This is a genomic window from Thomasclavelia spiroformis DSM 1552 (assembly GCF_025149465.1).
Taxonomy (GTDB): Bacteria; Bacillota_I; Bacilli_A; order Erysipelotrichales; family Coprobacillaceae; genus Thomasclavelia; species Thomasclavelia spiroformis.
Genome location: NZ_CP102275.1, coordinates 1542569 through 1560362, shown reverse-complemented (window position 1 = coordinate 1560362; position 17794 = coordinate 1542569). Strand labels below are relative to the sequence as shown.

The window sequence follows — 17794 nt, the reverse complement described above, 5'->3', positions numbered from 1 at the left end:
TGAAAGGGGCGAAAGATTTTAATTCTTAGCCCCTATTCAATTACCTGAGGGTGAAAATTTAATTTCTTTAAATAATGCTTCTAAAGAACAATTAATGACTATTAAAGGAATTGGTGACAAAACTGCCGATAAAATAATTGAGTATCGTCAAAAACAGCGCTTTAATATGATTGAAGATATTAAAAATATTTCTGGTATTGGTGATAAAACATATTTAAGGATACGGAGTTTATTATGTTTATAAAATATCGTTTGATTTATTATGGAATTAGCTGTTTGTTGGTTATTGTTAGTTTGCTGGTACACCCAATTTTTTGGCTGTTTTTATTTGTTTATGGGATATTTGTTATATATCGTTTAAAATTGCATAATTTTATCACAATTTTAATTTTTACAATAATTTTTTCTTGTTTAATCAATTGGCCAAAACCAATTGATGAACCAGTTATTAAAGGTGAAATAATTAATCTTGATGAAAATAGTATTGTTTTAAAAACAAAAGAGACGAAAGTTAAAGTATATGGTGAATTTGTCGGATATGAAATAGGTGATTATTTAGAGATGGAAGTAGTTTATTTTGATATTACTGAACCAACAAATGATCATGCTTTTAATTATAAAAATTATTTATATAGTCAAGGAATTACTAATAATGCTTCGATTAAACGTCTATTAAATTATGAATCAAAACAAACTTTATTTCAAAAACTACAAGAACGTATTTCTGGTAAAAGTAATGTTGATAATTATGCTTCAATGTTTGTTTTAGGAATTAGAGATGATCTTGCTCAAGATGAATATGAACAGTTAACTAATTTATCAATTATTCATTTATTTGCTTTATCAGGTTTACATATTCATATGTTGATGGATATGATTAAAAAAGTATTAAGATTTATTATGCCAATTAAATTTTGTAATTATCTTGGAATTGTTTTGATTGGTATATACGTTTATATTATTCCGTTTAATATTTCATTTGTTCGTGCTTATTTGATTATGGTATTAAGTGTATTGTTTAAAAATTATTTAAATAAGCTGGATTGTTTAGCAATAGTTACAGTATTGATGTTAGTAATTAATCCCTATGTTATTTATAGTTTATCATTTATTTTTTCTTATTTTATTTATTTTGTTATTTTATTAATTAATAAAAATAAATATTTTAATTTATTAGTATATTTTGGTAGTTTGCCAATTATTTTAATGGTTCAATATCGCATCAATATTTTATCTTTATTACTTGGAATCATTTTAGTACCATTAATTACTGTTTTATATCAATCAATTTGGTTATATGTTATTTTTGGAAATATGTTTAATGGGATAGTAGCTATTATTATTTATTTTTTGAATAATATTGTTGTTTTTTGTAATGATTTTTCGATTTATCTTAATTTTTTAAAACCTACTTTATTTTTTATACTAAGTTATTATTTTATTTATTTTAAAATAATTTTAAAATTAAATGTTAAACTTAAAGTTACTAGAGAAGTATTAATGTTATTTAGTTTATTATTAATGTTTTATTTAAAACCATTTTATAATATTGAAGGAAAAGTAGTAATGATTGATGTTGGTCAAGGTGATTGTTTTTTGATTCAACAGCCATTTAATAAAGGAAATATTTTAATTGATACAGGTGGTTTACAAACTAGAGATCTAGCTAGTACGACACTTGTACCATATTTAAATTCACAGGGGATTTATAAATTGGATTATGTATTTATTAGTCATGATGACTTTGATCATAATGGCAGTTATGATTCATTATCTAAGCAAATAAAAATTGATAATACAATTACAACATATCAATCACAAATGAAGATTGGTGATGTTCAAATTGAAATGCTTGATGATGGAATTAGTCATGATAATAAAAATGATGATTCTTTAGTTATTAAAGCTAAAATCAATAATTTAGTCTATTTGTTTATGGGTGATGCTTCAAGTGAGGTTGAAAAAGAATTGATAAAAAAATATCCAGAGTTAAAAGCCGATGTTTTAAAAGTTTCTCATCATGGTAGTAGTACAGGTACGTGCAGTGAATTTTTAGATGTTGTAAGACCTAAAGTAGCTTTAATTAGTTGTGGAAAGAATAATCGTTATAATCACCCCAATGAAGATGTACTTTTACGTTTAAAAGATTATGGAGTTAAAATATATCGCAGTGATTTAATGGGAATGGTAAAAATTGTATATTACGGTAATGACAATTATATTTATTCATGACTTTAGGCAAAAAGTAGGTTATAATGATGATGGAGTGATGGAAATGATAATTGTTATTTATGGTGAAGAAAGTTTTTTAATGAATCAAAAATTAGAATCATTAAAAAAAGACTTTGCCTGCAATGAAGAAAATATGAATTTCTCTATTTATCGTGGTGATGAAGATAGTATAGAGGCGGTATATGAGGATTTAATTACGCCGCCTTTTTTTACGGATAAAAAGATGGTAGTGTTAAAAAAAGCTGATTTTTTAACTACTAAGAAAATAAAAAAAGATGACATGGCATTAAGTTTTTTTGAAAAGTGTTTGGATAATAATAATGATGATGTGATTTTTGTTTTATATCATGAAGGAAATGATTTTGATGAACGTAAAAAGCTTGTTAAAAGATTACGTAAAGAAGCAAAGTTTTTTGAATATGAAAAAATTAATCACTATAAATTATCTGATAATGTTCGTCAGGCAATAAAAAGACGGCAGGCAACTATTGATGAAGATGCCTTAGAACTTTTATTGAGTCGAGTAGGTGATAGTTTAAGTACGGTTGTTTTAGAAGTAGAAAAGTTATGTTTGTATGATAAGCATATTACAATTGAAGGCGTTGACAAACTTGTAAGTAAACCTTTAGATGAAAATGTTTTTTCTTTAACTAGCGCGATTCTTCAAAAAGATCGTCAAAAGATTTTTTCTATTTATAAAGATTTAATGGTTTTAAATGAAGAACCAGTGAAATTAATTGTTTTAATTGCAGGACAATTACGACTTATGTATCAAGTGAAATTATTAGATCGTAAAGGGTATAATGATAAAGAGATTGGTAAAATTCTAGCAATTAATCCTTATCGTTTGAAGTATATTAGACAAGAAGGTAAAGATTTTGATTTAGATGAATTATTGAAGCGTTTAAATGATTTAGCTAAGTTAGATGAAGCGATTAAAACAGGTAAAATAGATAAAAAAATAGGTTTAGAATTATTTTTGATAAAAATATAGGAGGATTTATGGAATCACTAAGAGAATTATATAAAATTGGAGTTGGACCTTCTTCATCACATACGATGGGACCACAAAAAGCGGCTTTTAAAATCAAAGAAACTTATCAAGATGCAAATCATTATGAAGTATATTTACATGGCTCATTAGCATTAACTGGAAAAGGTCATTTGACAGATAAAATTATCGAAGAAGTTTTAGGTAAAGAAAATGTTGAGATTCATTTTGTCAGTGAAGAATTACCAAAACATCCAAATGGGATGATTTTTAAAATGTACCATGATGATAAGTTACTTGATAGTATTACAGTATATTCAATTGGGGGTGGAGCTTTACTTTATGATGATGATAATTTACAGCCCCCTAAGCAAGTTTATCCTCATAAAAATTTAAATGAGATATTAGAGTATTGTGATAAAAAAGGAATTAATTTATATGACTATGTTTTAGAATTTGAAGGCGATGACTTTAAAGCTTATTTATATGAAATAGTCGATGCAATGTTTGCAAGTGTTGAAGCTGGATTATTTGCTACTGGTGTGATACCTGGTAAATTAAAATTAAAAAGAGTCGCTAAATCAATTTATCAACAAGCAATCAATACCCATCGAAGCGGTGATCGTGATCGTCTTTTAGTAAGTAGCTACGCTTATGCTGTTAGTGAAGAAAATGCGAGTGGTCACCGTATTGTTACGGCCCCAACTTGTGGTGCAAGTGGCGTTTTACCGGCAGTAATGTATTATTGTTATAAACAATTAAATATTTCTAAAAAAGAAATTATTAAGGCTTTAGCAGTAGCTGGTGTTTTTGGTAATGTAATAAAAGCAAATGCTACTATTTCTGGAGCTGATGGGGGTTGTCAAGCAGAAATTGGAAGTGCTTGTTCGATGGCAGCAGCTGGTTATGGCTGGATTTTGGAGCTAAATAATAATTTAATTCAATATGCCGCTGAAATGGGATTAGAACATAATTTGGGTTTAACTTGTGATCCGGTAGGTGGCTATGTTCAAATTCCTTGTATTGAAAGAAATGGTTTTGGGGCTTTAAGAGCAATGGATGCTGCAATGTATGCAAAACAATTAGGATATTTAAGAAAAAATAAAGTTTCTTTTGATGCAGTTGTTCGTGTAATGAAACAAACAGGTAAAGATTTAAATAGCGCTTATAAAGAAACATCTTTAGGTGGTTTGGCTAAAGAATTTGGTTTTGAAGATGAAAACTAGTTCTTTATATATTCATATTCCTTTTTGTTTACATATTTGTGCATATTGTGATTTTTGTAAAGTTTTTTATAATAAGGAATTAGTTGATGACTATTTAGAAGTATTGAAAAGAGAATTAAATGATTTAAATCTTAATATACCATTAAAAACAATATATATCGGTGGCGGAACACCAACTAGTTTAAATGATGAGCAGTTAAAATCATTAATGGATATGATTAGACCATATATAAATAATGATTGTGAAGTAACGATTGAAACTAATCCTGAAACATTAGATTATTATAAGTTGGATATTTTAAAAAAAGGTGGTGTAACAAGGTTAAGTATTGGAGTCGAGACATTTAATGATAACATATTAAAAAAGATCAATCGTAAACATACTAGTGACATGGTTAAACGCATTATTCGCTATGGTCAGCAGCTTGAATTTGATAATATTTCAATTGATTTAATGTATGGTTTACCTGATCAAACACTTCAAGATATTAAAAATGATTTAAATATTATTGAATCATTAAATATACAACATGTTTCATATTATTCGTTGATTTTAGAAGATCATACTGTATTAAAAAACCAAAATTACCAATCACTTGATGAAGATAGCGAAGCGTTGATTAATCAAATAATTGATGAAAAATTAGAGAGTCTAGGATTTATGAAATATGAAATTAGTAATTATTCAAAAAAAGGTTTTGAGTCATTGCATAATTTAACATATTGGCAATATGATAATTATTATGGAATTGGTTTAGGAGCAAGTAGTAAAATTGATAATTGTATTATTGAACATAGTCGCAATTTAAATGCATATTTAAATTATCGTGATACTACTAGTAAAATAGAATGTTCTAAAGAAGAAATAATGTTTAATCATTTAATGATGTCGTTAAGATTAGTTAAGGGATTGGATTTAAAAGAATTTAAGGAACGTTATAATAAGGATATATATGATGTTTATCAAGTAGCGCTTGATAAACATTTAAAACTTAAAACATTAGTAATTGAAGATGGGTATTTGCGTTGTAATAAAGAATCAATTAAATTATTAAATATGATTTTATTGGATTTTATGTAAAATATCATTCTAAATTAGAGTGATATTTTTTCTTTTCTTTTTTTTATAATTTTTAGCACAAAGTTGTTGACAGTGCTAAAAATTGATGTATAATGTATTTAGCACAAAGGAAGAAAGAGTGCTAAGGATGGTGAGAAAAATGCTAACAGCGCGGCAATTACTGATTTTCAAATGTATCGTTGATGAGTTTATTGAAACGGCAGAACCAGTTGGTTCTAAAGCTTTGATGACAAAATATCAATTGCCATATTCTAGTGCAACCATCCGTAATGAGATGAGTTTTCTTGAGGATTATGGATATTTAGAAAAAACCCATATTTCTTCTGGAAGAGTTCCTTCAGTAGAAGGATATCGCTTCTATGTTGATAATCTTGAAAAGCGAGATTTAGATGATGGGTTGAAGAATCAAGTCGCACAAATATTTAGTGATCGTCATCGCACGTTAGATGAAATAATTCATAAAAGCTGTCAAATGTTGAGCGAATTAACACATTTAACATCAGTTGTGTTAGGACCGGATTCAAGTAAAGATACGTTACAAAGAATTAGTGTAGTTCCTTTAGATGATGATCGAGTTACAGCAATTATTATAACTAATCAAGGATACGTTGAAAATAAAGTCTTTGATTTAAGTCGACATCATAATATTGATGATTTAATTAGCTGTGTTAATGTGATGAATGATTTGTTGATTGGAACACCAATTGAACAAGTGGCATTTAGACTTGAACGTGATGTTAAACCTATTTTATCGGCAAAGATTAAAGAACATGAAGAGTTATTTAATGCTTTTCTAGAAGCGTTTGTGAAATTTGCATCAAGTAATGTTTATTTTTCTGGAAAAGAGAATATGTTATATCAACCAGAATATAATGATGTAAATAAATTGAGAAGAATTGTTAGTGCATTTGAAAACTCTCAAGTATGGAATGCCTTACAACCTCTATCTGATGAAGAAGGGGTAACGGTAAGAATTGGAACTGATTCACCAATTAATGAAATTGATGATGTTTCAGTAATATCTGCTTCGTTTAAAACCGGAGCGACAACCAAGGGATCTATTTCAGTAATAGGGCCAACGAGAATGCCTTATGAAAAAGTAGTTTCTTTAGTGGATTATATTTCAAAGAATATTGAACAGGCTTTCTTTGATGAATCAGATGATAAAAAAGATGAATAGAGGTGAATGTAATGGCTGATAAAGAAGTAGTAAATGAAGAATCTGAAAATGAAACTGTAGAAGAAACAGTTGAAAATAAAGAAGAAAAGGAAGCTACTATCGAGGAACAATTAGTAGCTTTAGAAGAAGAAGTAAATACATGGAAGACTGATTATTATAAAGTGTTTGCAGATATGGAGAATCTTAAGAAAAGATTACAAAACGAACATGCAAATGCAATGAAATTTATGATGCAATCTTTCATTGAAGAATTGTTGCCGGTAGTTGACAATTTTGAAAGATCGTTAGCTGTAGAAAATCCAAGTGATGAAATTAAAAATTTCTTAAAGGGATATGAAATGATTTATAATCAGTTAATGCAAGTTTTAAAATCTCAAGGGGTTGAGGTAATTAAAACAGAAGGTGAAGAGTTTGATCCAAACTTCCACCAAGCCGTAATGACAGTAAAAGATGATAACTTTAAACCAAATATGGTTGTTGAAGAGTTACAAAAAGGATATAAATTAAAAGATCGCGTTATTCGTGCATCTTTAGTAAAAGTAAGTGAATAAATAGGAGGAATTTATTATGAGTAAAATTATTGGTATTGACTTAGGTACAACAAATTCATGTGTTAGTGTTATGGAAAATGGTGAAGTTAAAGTAATCGCCAATCCAGAAGGAAATAGAACTACTCCTTCAGTAGTATCATTTAAAAATGGTGAAATTATTGTTGGTGAAGCTGCAAAACGTCAAGCAGTTACTAATCCAGATACTGTTATGTCAGTAAAACGTCATATGGGTACTAGCCATAAAGAACATGTTAATGGTAAAGATTATACACCTCAAGAAATTTCTGCGATGATTTTACAAAACTTAAAAGCAACTGCTGAAGCATATTTAGGTGAAACAGTTACTAAAGCGGTTATTACTGTTCCTGCTTATTTCAACGATGCACAACGTCAAGCAACTAAAGATGCTGGTAAGATTGCAGGATTAGAAGTTGAACGTATTATTAACGAACCAACTGCTGCTGCTTTAGCATTTGGACTTGATAAATTAGATCAAGAACAAAAAGTACTAGTATATGACTTAGGAGGAGGTACATTTGACGTATCTATCCTAGATTTAGCTGATGGTACATTTGAAGTATTAGCTACAGCTGGTGATAACCAACTTGGTGGAGATGACTTCGACCAAAAAATTATGAATTGGGTTATTGATGAATTCAAAAAAGAACAAGGTATTGATTTATCTGCTGATAAAATGGCAATGCAACGTATTAAAGAAGCTGCTGAAAAAGCTAAAAAAGATTTATCAGGAACTATGCAAACACAAATTTCATTACCATTCATTTCAGCTGGAGCTAGTGGACCATTACATTTGGAATTAACTTTAACAAGAGCTAAATTCGATGAATTAACTCGTGATTTAGTTGAAAGAACTGAAGTTCCTGTACGTCAAGCATTAAAAGATGCTGGTATGGATCCAACTGAAATTCATCAAGTATTATTAGTTGGTGGATCTACTCGTATTCCTGCCGTTCAAGAATCAGTTAAAAGATTATTAGGTAAAGAACCAAATAAATCTGTTAACCCTGATGAAGTAGTATCAATGGGTGCTGCAATTCAAGGTGGAGTTATTGCTGGTGATGTTAAAGACGTATTATTATTAGATGTTACACCATTATCATTAGGTATTGAAACAATGGGTGGAGTTATGACAGTATTAATTGAAAGAAATACTACAATTCCAACTACTAAATCACAAATATTCTCAACTGCTGCTGATAATCAACCTGCTGTAGATATCAATGTATTACAAGGTGAAAGATCAATGGCTAAAGATAATAAACAATTAGGTTTATTTAAATTAGATGGTATTGAACCAGCACCACGCGGTGTGCCACAAATTGAAGTAACTTTCAGCATTGACGTAAACGGTATCGTAAATGTTAAGGCTAAAGATTTAAAAACTCAAAAAGAACAATCTATTGTTATCCAAAACTCAACTGGATTAAGTGATGAAGAAATCGATAGAATGGTTAAAGAAGCTGAAGCTAATAAAGCTGAAGATGAAAAGAAACGAAAAGATATCGAAACAAGAAATAAAGCTGAACAAATGATCAATGAAATTGATAAAGCATTAGCAGAACAAGGTGATAAAATTGATGCAACACAAAAAGAATCTGCACAAAAATTAAGAGATGAATTAAAAACAGCTTTAGATAATAATGATATGGCTACATTAGAAGCTAAAATGAGTGAATTAGAACAAATGGCACAACAAATGGCTTCATATGCATATCAACAACAAGGTGCAAATACAAATGCTAATAGCACAAATACAGCTCAAGATGACAATGTTGTTGATGCAGATTTTGAAGAAAAGAACTAATTTATTAAAGCCAAGGCTTTGCCTTGGTTTTATATAATGTAAAGAGGGTGGAAAGATGGCTGATAAAAGAGATTACTATGAAGTTTTAGGGGTGTCGAAACAAGCTTCACCTGATGAAATAAAAAGAGCTTATCGTAAAAAAGCAAAACAATATCATCCTGATATTAATAAAGAGCCTGGGGCTGAAGAAAAATTTAAAGAAGTTCAAGAAGCTTATGAAGTTTTATCAGATCCAAATAAAAAAGCCACATATGATCGTTTTGGGCATGCTGCATTTGAACAAGGTGCTGGAAATGGTGGAGCTGGAGGATTTGGTGGCTTTGGTTTTGAAGATGTTGATTTAGGTGATATATTTGGTTCATTCTTTGGTGGTGGAGGTAGAAGCCGTCAAAGAAATAATGGTCCAAGACGTGGTGATGATCATTTGATGGGCTTGAACATCGAATTTATGGAAGCTGTTCATGGTGTTAAAAAAGATATCAAGGTAACTTATGATGCACCATGTAGCCATTGTAATGGAACAGGGGCTAAAAATCCTAATGATGTTCAAACATGTTCTCGCTGTGGTGGTCGTGGAACAATACAACAACAGCAGCGTTCTCCATTTGGAACATTTGTAAGTGAAACTACATGCCCAGATTGTAATGGAACAGGTAAGGTAGTGCGTAATAAATGTCCACATTGTCATGGTAAAGGCTACGAAACAAAAACAGTTACTGTTGAATTAGATATTCCTGCTGGTATTAATTCTAATCAACGTTTGCGAGTATCTGGTAAAGGTGGTCGCGGTAGCAATGGCGGACCTAATGGGGATTTATATGTGGAAATTCAAGTAAAACCACATGAACATTTCCAACGTGAAGGTAGAAATATTCATATTACGGTTCCGGTTTCCAATGTTGATGCAACTTTAGGTTGTGAAGTTGATGTACCAACTGTCCATGGTGATGTTACTGTTAAGATTCCTGCAGGGACTCAATCGGGTGCAATTTTACGATTAAAAGGAAAAGGTGTCAAGGACTTAAGAGGTTCTACTTATGGTGATGAAATGGTTAGAATTGAGGTTAAAATCCCAACTAAGTTATCAATGGAAGAACGAGAATTGTATACTAAACTTTCTAAATTATCTAAGAAAAAAGAATCACCATTTGATATATTTAAACGTAAGTTTAAAAAATAGCATTATAGATCTAGATTTTTGTAAAAATCTGGATCTTTTTTTATTGTGAAACAAAAACCACGTGCTATGCGCGTGGTAACAATAAAGCTTTAGCGTCTGGGTAAAAAACCTCCTCGTGATATAATAATTGTAGCCTGGCAGCTGCAAATAAAATAACGAGGAGGTTAGTCTATGAAAGACACAAAAAGTTTATCACATGCATCATATAGATGTAAATATCATATTGTAATAGTACCAAAATTTAGAAGGATGGTAATATACAATAAATTAAGACATGATATAAGATTAATTATAAAGACCTTAATTGAAAGAAAACCGGGAGTAGAGCTGATAGAAGGAGAGTTATGTCCTGATCATATTCATCTTCTATTAGAAATACCACCAAAGTATTCTGTGGCGGAGTTTATGGGATACCTGAAAAGCAAGTCAACGCTTATGATATTTGATCGTCATGCAAGTATGAAATATAAATATGGAAATCGAAAATTTTGGGCAAGAGGCTATTTTGTAGATACAGTAGGAAAGAACGAGAAGACAGAGAGAGAATATATTCAAAATCAGTTAGCGGAAAATAAGTTGAGTGATCAAATGAGTATGGAAGAATTTATTGACCCGTTCACAGGAGAACCAGTGGAAGGGTACAAGAAAAAGAAAAAAAGTAAAAGACCCTTTGAGGGTCAGTGAGTAAATGACGTTGCGGCTGTCAAGGCGTTCAGTGGTCGAATGACTAGCGCAACAGCATGCCCTTACAGGGCGGGTGCATACCACGTCTTTTAGGCGTGGTTATGATTTTTTTGAATAAATATTGTATAATAAATAGGAATAAGGGGTGAAAGCGTTATGAAAAAAATAGTATGGATATTAATAATTACATTAATATTAATGGGATGTAATGGTGATCCTACTAAAAAGAGCTCTTATGATGAAAGGCTATATTTTGTTTTTGCAACACCATTAAAAGAACATGAGGTATGGTTAAAGGCAAAAGAGGGTTTTGATGATGCTTGTAAGGAAAAGAAAATACATGGAGATTGGATTGGACCGATTGCAATTGATACGCAAAAAATGGAAGAAGTAATTGAAACAGCAATTTCTCAAAAAGCAGATGCGATAATTACTCAAGGAGTAATTAATAGTTGGTTAATCAATAAGGCTAAAGAAAAGGGAATACCTATCATGTTGGTTGATTCTGATGTTGAAGAAAGTGAGAGATTTGCATATTTGGGAAAAAATTTTAATGAACAAGCTAAATTATTTTTAAATGATATTGAAAAACATTTGGGTAAAGATACATTTTTAGAAATTGGTATTCAAGTTGCTGAAAAAAATTTTGATATTGCAACAGATCAAATCAAAGAAATAGAAAATGTATTTAAAACGCATCCAGGGGGATATGAAATAAAAGTAGTTAGTGAATCTAAATCGGATTCTATCCGTGCTAAAAAAGAGTGGCATAATATACTGTCAACAACAAAGATTAATGTTGCTATTAACTTTGCAGGTGAATCGGCAGTTTCTTGTAATGAAGTAGCTAATCAATTGAATGTCAGAGATTCAATGCTTATATATGGAGTTGACGATATGCCAGAAACAATCGAGCTAATTAAAGATGGTCAAATTGATGGAAGTGTTGTTACATCGTTTTATAATTATGGGTATGAAGCAACAAATTGGTTATATGATTATCTTGTGAATGGAAAAGAGCTAACACAGACAGTTAATAGTGTTAAACTAATTTTAGTGACTAATGAAAATGTATCTAATTATCAAGAGGAATTGAAATGAAAAATAAATCAAAGATCAGTTTTAAAAGAAGTATTATTCAAATAGATATTTGTTTAATTGTAGTAATTGCCGTTTTTATTGGTCTCTATTTCATGTTGAGTAGTAATGCTTCCAAAAAATATAACAATGCCATTCAACTATACAGTGATATTAGTGGGTTTTATGATTATATTGAAAAAGCTAATTTTAGTTTTAAAAGTTATTTATATACTGAAAATGTTGATGATATTGAAAAATATAAACAATCGATAAAAAGAGCTCGAGATAAATTAAACAGTGTAAAAGATGGAATCGATGAAGAATATAGATGGCGAATTGATTTACTTAATAATATGGTTAAAAGTTATCAAAATGCTGCAACAGATACTAAAAATGCAAGTCCAACTGATTATCAAAGTAAATATAATGAATTTTTAAAGCAATATTCTTTATTAGAAAAAACAAGTATTACATATTATGAATATTTAACTGATGATATAAAAAATCAACAAGAAGAAATTCATGATTATGAAAAGAAGTTATTTATAATGTTAGCAATGATAATGATTTTAGGAATAGTTTGGCTGATTTTATTTTCAATTATTACAATAAAATCATTTACAAAGCCATTATATCAAATTCTAAATAACATAAAATCGATAAAACGTGGTGAATATGATTTATCAGATATTTCTAATACTTCAATAGAAATGGAAAATTTATGTATAGCTTTAGATGATATGGCACAGCACGTACAAAAAAATATCGAAAATGAAAAAGAAAAAGCAGCATTAAAGCATCAATTATTAGAAAAAGAAAATGAAAATTTGAAAAAAGATGAATTATTAGCTTTAAGTGAATTAAAAATGCTCCAGAATCAAATAAACCCACATTTTTTATTTAATACTTTAAATATGATTTATAAGACAGCTTATCGTGAAAATGCAACAGATACAGGAGCTATGGTTGATAAAACAGCAATGTTATTACGTTATGCTTTAGATAAAGCAAATAAAACGAGTGATTTATATAGTGAAATAGAGTCTGTTGAAAATTATATTTATATTCAAGAAAAACGTTTTCATCAAAGAATTAATTTTATTTTAAATGTAGAAGATGGTTTACCTAATATTCAAGTACCTGGCTTATTAATTCAACCATTAATTGAAAATGCTGTTAAACATGGATTGAAAAATGTTATTGAAGATGGTGAAGTTGTTGTTAATATTCAAAAGATTGATGAAAGTGTTGTAATTAGTGTAAGTGATAATGGGGTTGGATTAGAAACGGATGTATTAGAAAAGAGTGTTTTGAATGATTTTCAAACAGATAATGAAAAAAGTAATTTAGGATTATATAATGTCATTCAAAGAATTAAAATGTTTTATGGTAAAAATGCTAGTATTTCATTTAATAGTTATCCTGAATGTGGATTTGAAGTTATTATTGAAATTAGGGTAGGTAAGGGATATGTATAAAATATTAATTGTTGAAGATGAAGAAATAGAACGCAAAGCACTAGTCGATTTGTTAAAAGAACATTTTTTTGAGACATTAATTGTCTATAGTGCTACAAATGGATTAGAGGCTCTAGAAATATTAAAAAAAATTGAAATCCATATTTTAATATGTGATATTAATTTACCAGGGATAAATGGCTTAGAAACGATTGCAAGTGCAAAAAAGATAAATAAAGATATCGTAAGTTTAGTTTTAACATCATATAATTATTTTGAATATGCTAAAGAGGCAATTAAATTAGGGGTTGAAGATTTTATTTTAAAACCGGTGTCTAATGAAAAGATGTTTAATGCTATATATCAAGTAATTAATAAGATTGATAGTAGAGAAAGTCAAAAAAACCAAACAACACGTTTGGTAATGAAGATTGAGGAAATAAAGCCAATTGTTGAAAGTGATTGTATTCATAGTATTGTTCAAAATTCTAAATCTAGTGAAATTGAAAAATATTTTTCATTACTTAATATTGCCCCAAAATCAGGTTTTGTTTAGTTTTTCAAGATGATAGCTTTGAACCATATAAAATCCATCAGTTTATCATAGAAATTGAAGATTTAGGATGTTGTTGTATGATGGATAGTTATTATGAAGTGCATGTATTATTTGTATTTAGTTTAGCTGGTTTATCGAAACAAGATATTTTGATATTTGAATCATTGATTAAAAAATATTTTAATGATTTGAAACAAATGGGTGTTGGTACTATTTGTGAAGGGTTTGATGAATTTTATAATTCATATGCTAGTGCAATTGAAAATATTGGTGGTACAATAGAATTACAAAAAAATAATTATAGTAATCGAATGAAGCTTAATTATGATCTTGAAAAATTGTGTTCTGGTTTAATTAATGATTTTTTAAGTATGAATACTTTGGGAATTAAAAGAAAAATTAATTTATTTTATTTAGAAATTTTATATCTTGATAAAGAAGCATTACTCAAGTTAATTTGGAATTTTAATGAAATTTTAATAAATTTATTTAATCAAGAATTTGGCTTTAAAATAAGTATGTGTGATAAGGCTTATGTAATTAAATTAGATGTGGATGATCCGTATCATGAGTTATTAGATAGAATTAATGATTTAATTGATATTTTAATTAAAACGATTAAAAATATTGATACTAAAACTTCTAATGTTTTAGTTAAAAAAGCATTAAATTATATTTCAATTAATTATAATAAAGCAATTACTTTAAATAATGTTGCAGCATATTTAGAAGTAACCCCAGGATATATTAGTAATTTGTTAAGTAGTTATACATCTAAGAATTTTACAGATTTAGTTACCGAATGTCGAATTGAAAAAGCTAAGGAATTATTAAAAGAAAATTATCAAATTAAAGAAATTGCATCTAGTTTAGGATTTGGCAGTCATAATTATTTTTCTAAAGTGTTTAAAAAGGTAACCGGATTAACTCCTAAAGAATATAAAGCTAAATTTGATTAATAGTAAATAAAAAAAAGAGCTAACGCTCTTTTTTAATATTAATTTAAGTAAAATAAAAATAGTATCGAAATACTATTTATATTTTTAAGCAGATTTTCTCAAAGTTCTTAATTCTCTAGCAGAAATTTTTACAGTTGTAGGTTTACCATCTACTAAAATAGTAGCTTTTTGTAAATTAACATTCCATTTTCTTCTACTTGAGTTTAATGCATGAGAACGTGTGTTTCCAGACATAGGTCCTTTTCCACTAATTTGACATTTTCTTGACATTGGTTCTCCTCCTCTTCATTAGCAGTGTTTTAACGTACTGTGATATTCTAGCATTGTTTTTGGTTAAAATCAATCTTTTTTTCTAAAAAGATAACTTTTTCTTGAAATATGATGAAGATTTGAATAAAATCAAGTGGTAATAATTGTAAAGATATTCTTTTTAAGATATAATTATTTAATGACAGGTAAAAATATATTATATACAAGGAGGTATATAAATGATTGAAAAGAATAATAATATGGGTACGATTAATATTTCATTAGATGTCGTAGCTACAATTGCTGGTGGTGCTGCAACAGAGTGTTATGGTGTAGTAGGAATGGCAAGTAAAAAAAGGTTAAAAGATGGTTATTATGATTTGTTACGTAAAGAAAATTATTCTAAAGGAATAGTTGCTCGTAATGGTGAAACTGGGCTTATTTTAGATTTATATGTATTGTTAGGATATGGAATTAAAATGACTGAGATTTTACATGAAGTACAAAAGAAAGTTAAATATGTAGTTGAATCTACTTTAGACGTTAATGTAGAAGCTGTAAATGTCTATGTTCAAGGTGTACAAGGAATAGAGTAGAGGAGAAAGATGATGAAAGTTATAACGGGTAAATTATTTAAGGAAATGGTATTATGTGGAGCAAATACTTTGCATAATAATTATCCTGAAATTGATGCATTGAATGTTTTTCCAGTGCCAGATGGTGATACAGGGACAAATATGTCATTAACTTTTTTAGCTGGTGCTAAAGAAGTTGAAAATTTAGATTCTAATAATATTGGTGAAATTTCTAAAAAACTTTCTAAAGGACTTTTAATGGGAGCACGAGGAAATTCTGGAGTTATTCTATCACAGATTTTTAGAGGTATTTCAATGACCTTACAAGGTCATGAAGAAGCTGATGCCCTACTTTTTGCACAAGCTTTAGAAAATGGTGCTAAGGTTGCTTATAAAGCAGTAATGCGTCCAGTTGAAGGAACTATTTTAACTGTAATTAGAGAAGCTAGTGAAGCAGTAGTTAAATATACAAAAGCTGATATGAATATTGAAGACATGTTTTCTTATTTTGTAAAGAAAGCAGAAAATTCACTTGAACGAACACCAGAATTATTACCAGTGTTAAAAGAAGTTGGAGTTGTAGATAGTGGTGGAGCAGGTTTGTTATTAGTGCTTACTGGTTTTATGGCTGCAATTGCTGGTGAAAAGGTTGATTATGTTGAAATTAAGTCTTCTGTGGCATCTATGGAAGCTATTAGTGAAATTGAAAATGGTGAAGAGGGTTATGGATATTGTACAGAATTTATCCTTCGTTTAGAGCCATCGTTAGTTGATAAATTTAAAGAAGATCAGTTAAAAAAAGAATTAGCAAGAATTCCTGGAGAAAGTATTGTTGTAGTGCAGGATGAAGAAATTGTAAAAGTTCATGTTCATACTTTAAAACCTGGGAATGCTTTAAATATTGCACAAAGATTTGGTGAATTTGTTAAATTAAAAATTGAAAATATGCAAGAGCAAGCAGATACAATCCAAAATAATGGTGGTTCAATTGTTGGAGTGGATGATAAAGGTACTAAATCTAAAAGTGAACCAAAAGAAACAGCAGTTATTTCTGTATGCGCTGGTGATGGATTGAAAGATGCATTTTTAGAATTACACTGCGATTATGTTGTTAGTGGTGGACAAACAATGAATCCTTCGACAGAAGATATGGTTCAGGCTGTAAGGGATGTAAATGCGAAAAATGTAATTATTTTACCTAATAATTCAAATATTATTATGACTGCCCAACAAACAGCAACAATTTTAGAAGATGAGGTAAATGTTATTGTAATTCCAACTAAAACTATTCCTCAAGGATTATCAGCATGTATTATGTTTAATCCTGATGCTACATTAGATGATAATGTTGCTGAAATGAATGAAGCAGTTGGTAATGTAAAAACAGGACAAGTAACATTTGCAATTAAGGATACTAATATTGATGGTGTTGAAATTAAAGCAAATGATTATATGGCTTTAGTTGAAAAAAATATTGTTGCATGTGTTAGTAATAAACTTTCAGCATTAAAAGTTGTATTAGAAAATTTAATTGATGAAGATGCTGAGTTAGTAACACTTATTTATGGTGAAGATGTAAATGATGAGGATGTTGAAGAAATTGAAAGTTTCGTGGAAGATAATTTTGATGTAGAACTTGAAATTGTTAATGGAAAACAACCAGTATATTCATTTATTGTAGGTGTCGAATAATTAAAAATATTGTTGATGAAGTTGTCAATGAGACAGCTTCATTTTTTCTTTATACATTTAAAGTTGAATTGCTTGTTTAATTTTTCTATTTATATTTTATTATTTGGATGCTAGTACTAGAAAATATTTATCTAAAACAAGAATCAAATCATATATTTTAGAAGTAGCAAGTGAACAGCAAAGAGAAATTGGATAAAGCTATCGAAGAATACAAAAAGAGGATTAAATAACAATTGTTAGTATAATTTTTCTAAAAATATTACGTTGAATAATTCT

The 17794-nt window shown here is 28.9% G+C and carries 17 protein-coding genes; 16 read left to right on the top strand and 1 reads right to left on the bottom strand.

Translation table 11 applies throughout. The features are described from left to right. The first annotated feature begins 34 nt into the window (after positions 1-34). The 14 genes from NQ543_RS07345 (at position 35) to NQ543_RS07280 (ending at position 15002) form a co-directional block, all read left to right on the top strand. Entirely contained in the window at positions 35-244 is a 210-nt protein-coding gene (locus NQ543_RS07345; protein WP_050752802.1) for a ComEA family DNA-binding protein, read from the top strand. Continuing rightward, a complete protein-coding gene (locus tag NQ543_RS07340; RefSeq protein WP_004609344.1) occupies positions 235-2232 on the top strand; it encodes a DNA internalization-related competence protein ComEC/Rec2 in 1998 nt (665 codons plus the stop codon). Before NQ543_RS07345 ends, NQ543_RS07340 begins: the two co-directional genes overlap by 10 nt. Before the next feature lie 43 nt (positions 2233-2275). Next, positions 2276-3226 carry a DNA polymerase III subunit delta gene (gene holA / locus NQ543_RS07335; protein WP_039903863.1) on the top strand — a complete coding sequence of 317 codons (951 nt, stop codon included), beginning with the start codon at positions 2276-2278 and terminating at the stop codon, positions 3224-3226. Between the two features lie 8 nt (positions 3227-3234). Beyond that, positions 3235-4449: an L-serine ammonia-lyase, iron-sulfur-dependent, subunit alpha gene (locus NQ543_RS07330; RefSeq protein ID WP_004609342.1), complete on the top strand. Its 1215-nt coding sequence runs from the start codon at positions 3235-3237 to the stop codon at positions 4447-4449. Then, entirely contained in the window at positions 4439-5530 is a 1092-nt protein-coding gene (gene hemW / locus NQ543_RS07325) for a radical SAM family heme chaperone HemW (RefSeq protein WP_004609341.1), read from the top strand. The genes NQ543_RS07330 and hemW overlap by 11 nt, the downstream gene beginning before the upstream one ends. A gap of 139 nt (positions 5531-5669) precedes the next feature. Continuing rightward, on the top strand, positions 5670-6710 hold the full coding sequence (gene hrcA, locus NQ543_RS07320; RefSeq protein ID WP_039903823.1) for a heat-inducible transcriptional repressor HrcA: 1041 nt from the start codon (positions 5670-5672) through the stop codon (positions 6708-6710). A 2-nt stretch (positions 6711-6712) separates the two neighbouring features. Next, positions 6713-7261, top strand: coding sequence for a nucleotide exchange factor GrpE (grpE, locus tag NQ543_RS07315; RefSeq protein WP_004609339.1), 549 nt, complete (start codon positions 6713-6715; stop codon positions 7259-7261). A gap of 16 nt (positions 7262-7277) precedes the next feature. Next, positions 7278-9086: a molecular chaperone DnaK gene (dnaK, locus tag NQ543_RS07310; RefSeq protein WP_004609338.1), complete on the top strand. Its 1809-nt coding sequence runs from the start codon at positions 7278-7280 to the stop codon at positions 9084-9086. Positions 9087-9141: 55 nt separating this feature from the next. Continuing rightward, positions 9142-10266: a molecular chaperone DnaJ gene (dnaJ, locus tag NQ543_RS07305; protein WP_004609337.1), complete on the top strand. Its 1125-nt coding sequence runs from the start codon at positions 9142-9144 to the stop codon at positions 10264-10266. Positions 10267-10437: 171 nt separating this feature from the next. Beyond that, positions 10438-10950, top strand: coding sequence for an IS200/IS605 family transposase (gene tnpA, locus NQ543_RS07300; RefSeq protein ID WP_004609336.1), 513 nt, complete (start codon positions 10438-10440; stop codon positions 10948-10950). Between the two features lie 156 nt (positions 10951-11106). Continuing rightward, on the top strand, positions 11107-12051 hold the full coding sequence (locus NQ543_RS07295) for a substrate-binding domain-containing protein (protein ID WP_004609335.1): 945 nt from the start codon (positions 11107-11109) through the stop codon (positions 12049-12051). Then, a complete protein-coding gene (locus NQ543_RS07290) occupies positions 12048-13508 on the top strand; it encodes a sensor histidine kinase (RefSeq protein ID WP_004609334.1) in 1461 nt (486 codons plus the stop codon). The genes NQ543_RS07295 and NQ543_RS07290 overlap by 4 nt, the downstream gene beginning before the upstream one ends. Further along, positions 13501-14043, top strand: coding sequence for a response regulator (locus NQ543_RS07285; RefSeq protein ID WP_004609333.1), 543 nt, complete (start codon positions 13501-13503; stop codon positions 14041-14043). Before NQ543_RS07290 ends, NQ543_RS07285 begins: the two co-directional genes overlap by 8 nt. A 77-nt stretch (positions 14044-14120) precedes the next feature. Continuing rightward, positions 14121-15002: a helix-turn-helix domain-containing protein gene (locus NQ543_RS07280; RefSeq protein WP_004609332.1), complete on the top strand. Its 882-nt coding sequence runs from the start codon at positions 14121-14123 to the stop codon at positions 15000-15002. 84 nt (positions 15003-15086) lie between these two features. Here the strand turns inward: NQ543_RS07280 and rpmB are convergent, their stop codons facing one another. Continuing rightward, positions 15087-15272 (bottom strand): 50S ribosomal protein L28, encoded by a 186-nt coding sequence (gene rpmB, locus NQ543_RS07275; protein WP_004609331.1) that lies wholly within the window; start codon positions 15270-15272, stop codon positions 15087-15089. Between the two features lie 218 nt (positions 15273-15490). Here rpmB and NQ543_RS07270 point away from each other — a divergent pair, with 218 nt between their 5' ends. Both NQ543_RS07270 and NQ543_RS07265 read left to right on the top strand, forming a co-directional pair. After that, positions 15491-15847, top strand: a complete 357-nt coding sequence (locus NQ543_RS07270) for an Asp23/Gls24 family envelope stress response protein (protein ID WP_004609329.1) — start codon at positions 15491-15493, stop codon at positions 15845-15847. A gap of 12 nt (positions 15848-15859) precedes the next feature. Beyond that, on the top strand, positions 15860-17518 hold the full coding sequence (locus NQ543_RS07265; RefSeq protein ID WP_039903820.1) for a DAK2 domain-containing protein: 1659 nt from the start codon (positions 15860-15862) through the stop codon (positions 17516-17518). Positions 17519-17794: the final 276 nt, after the last annotated feature.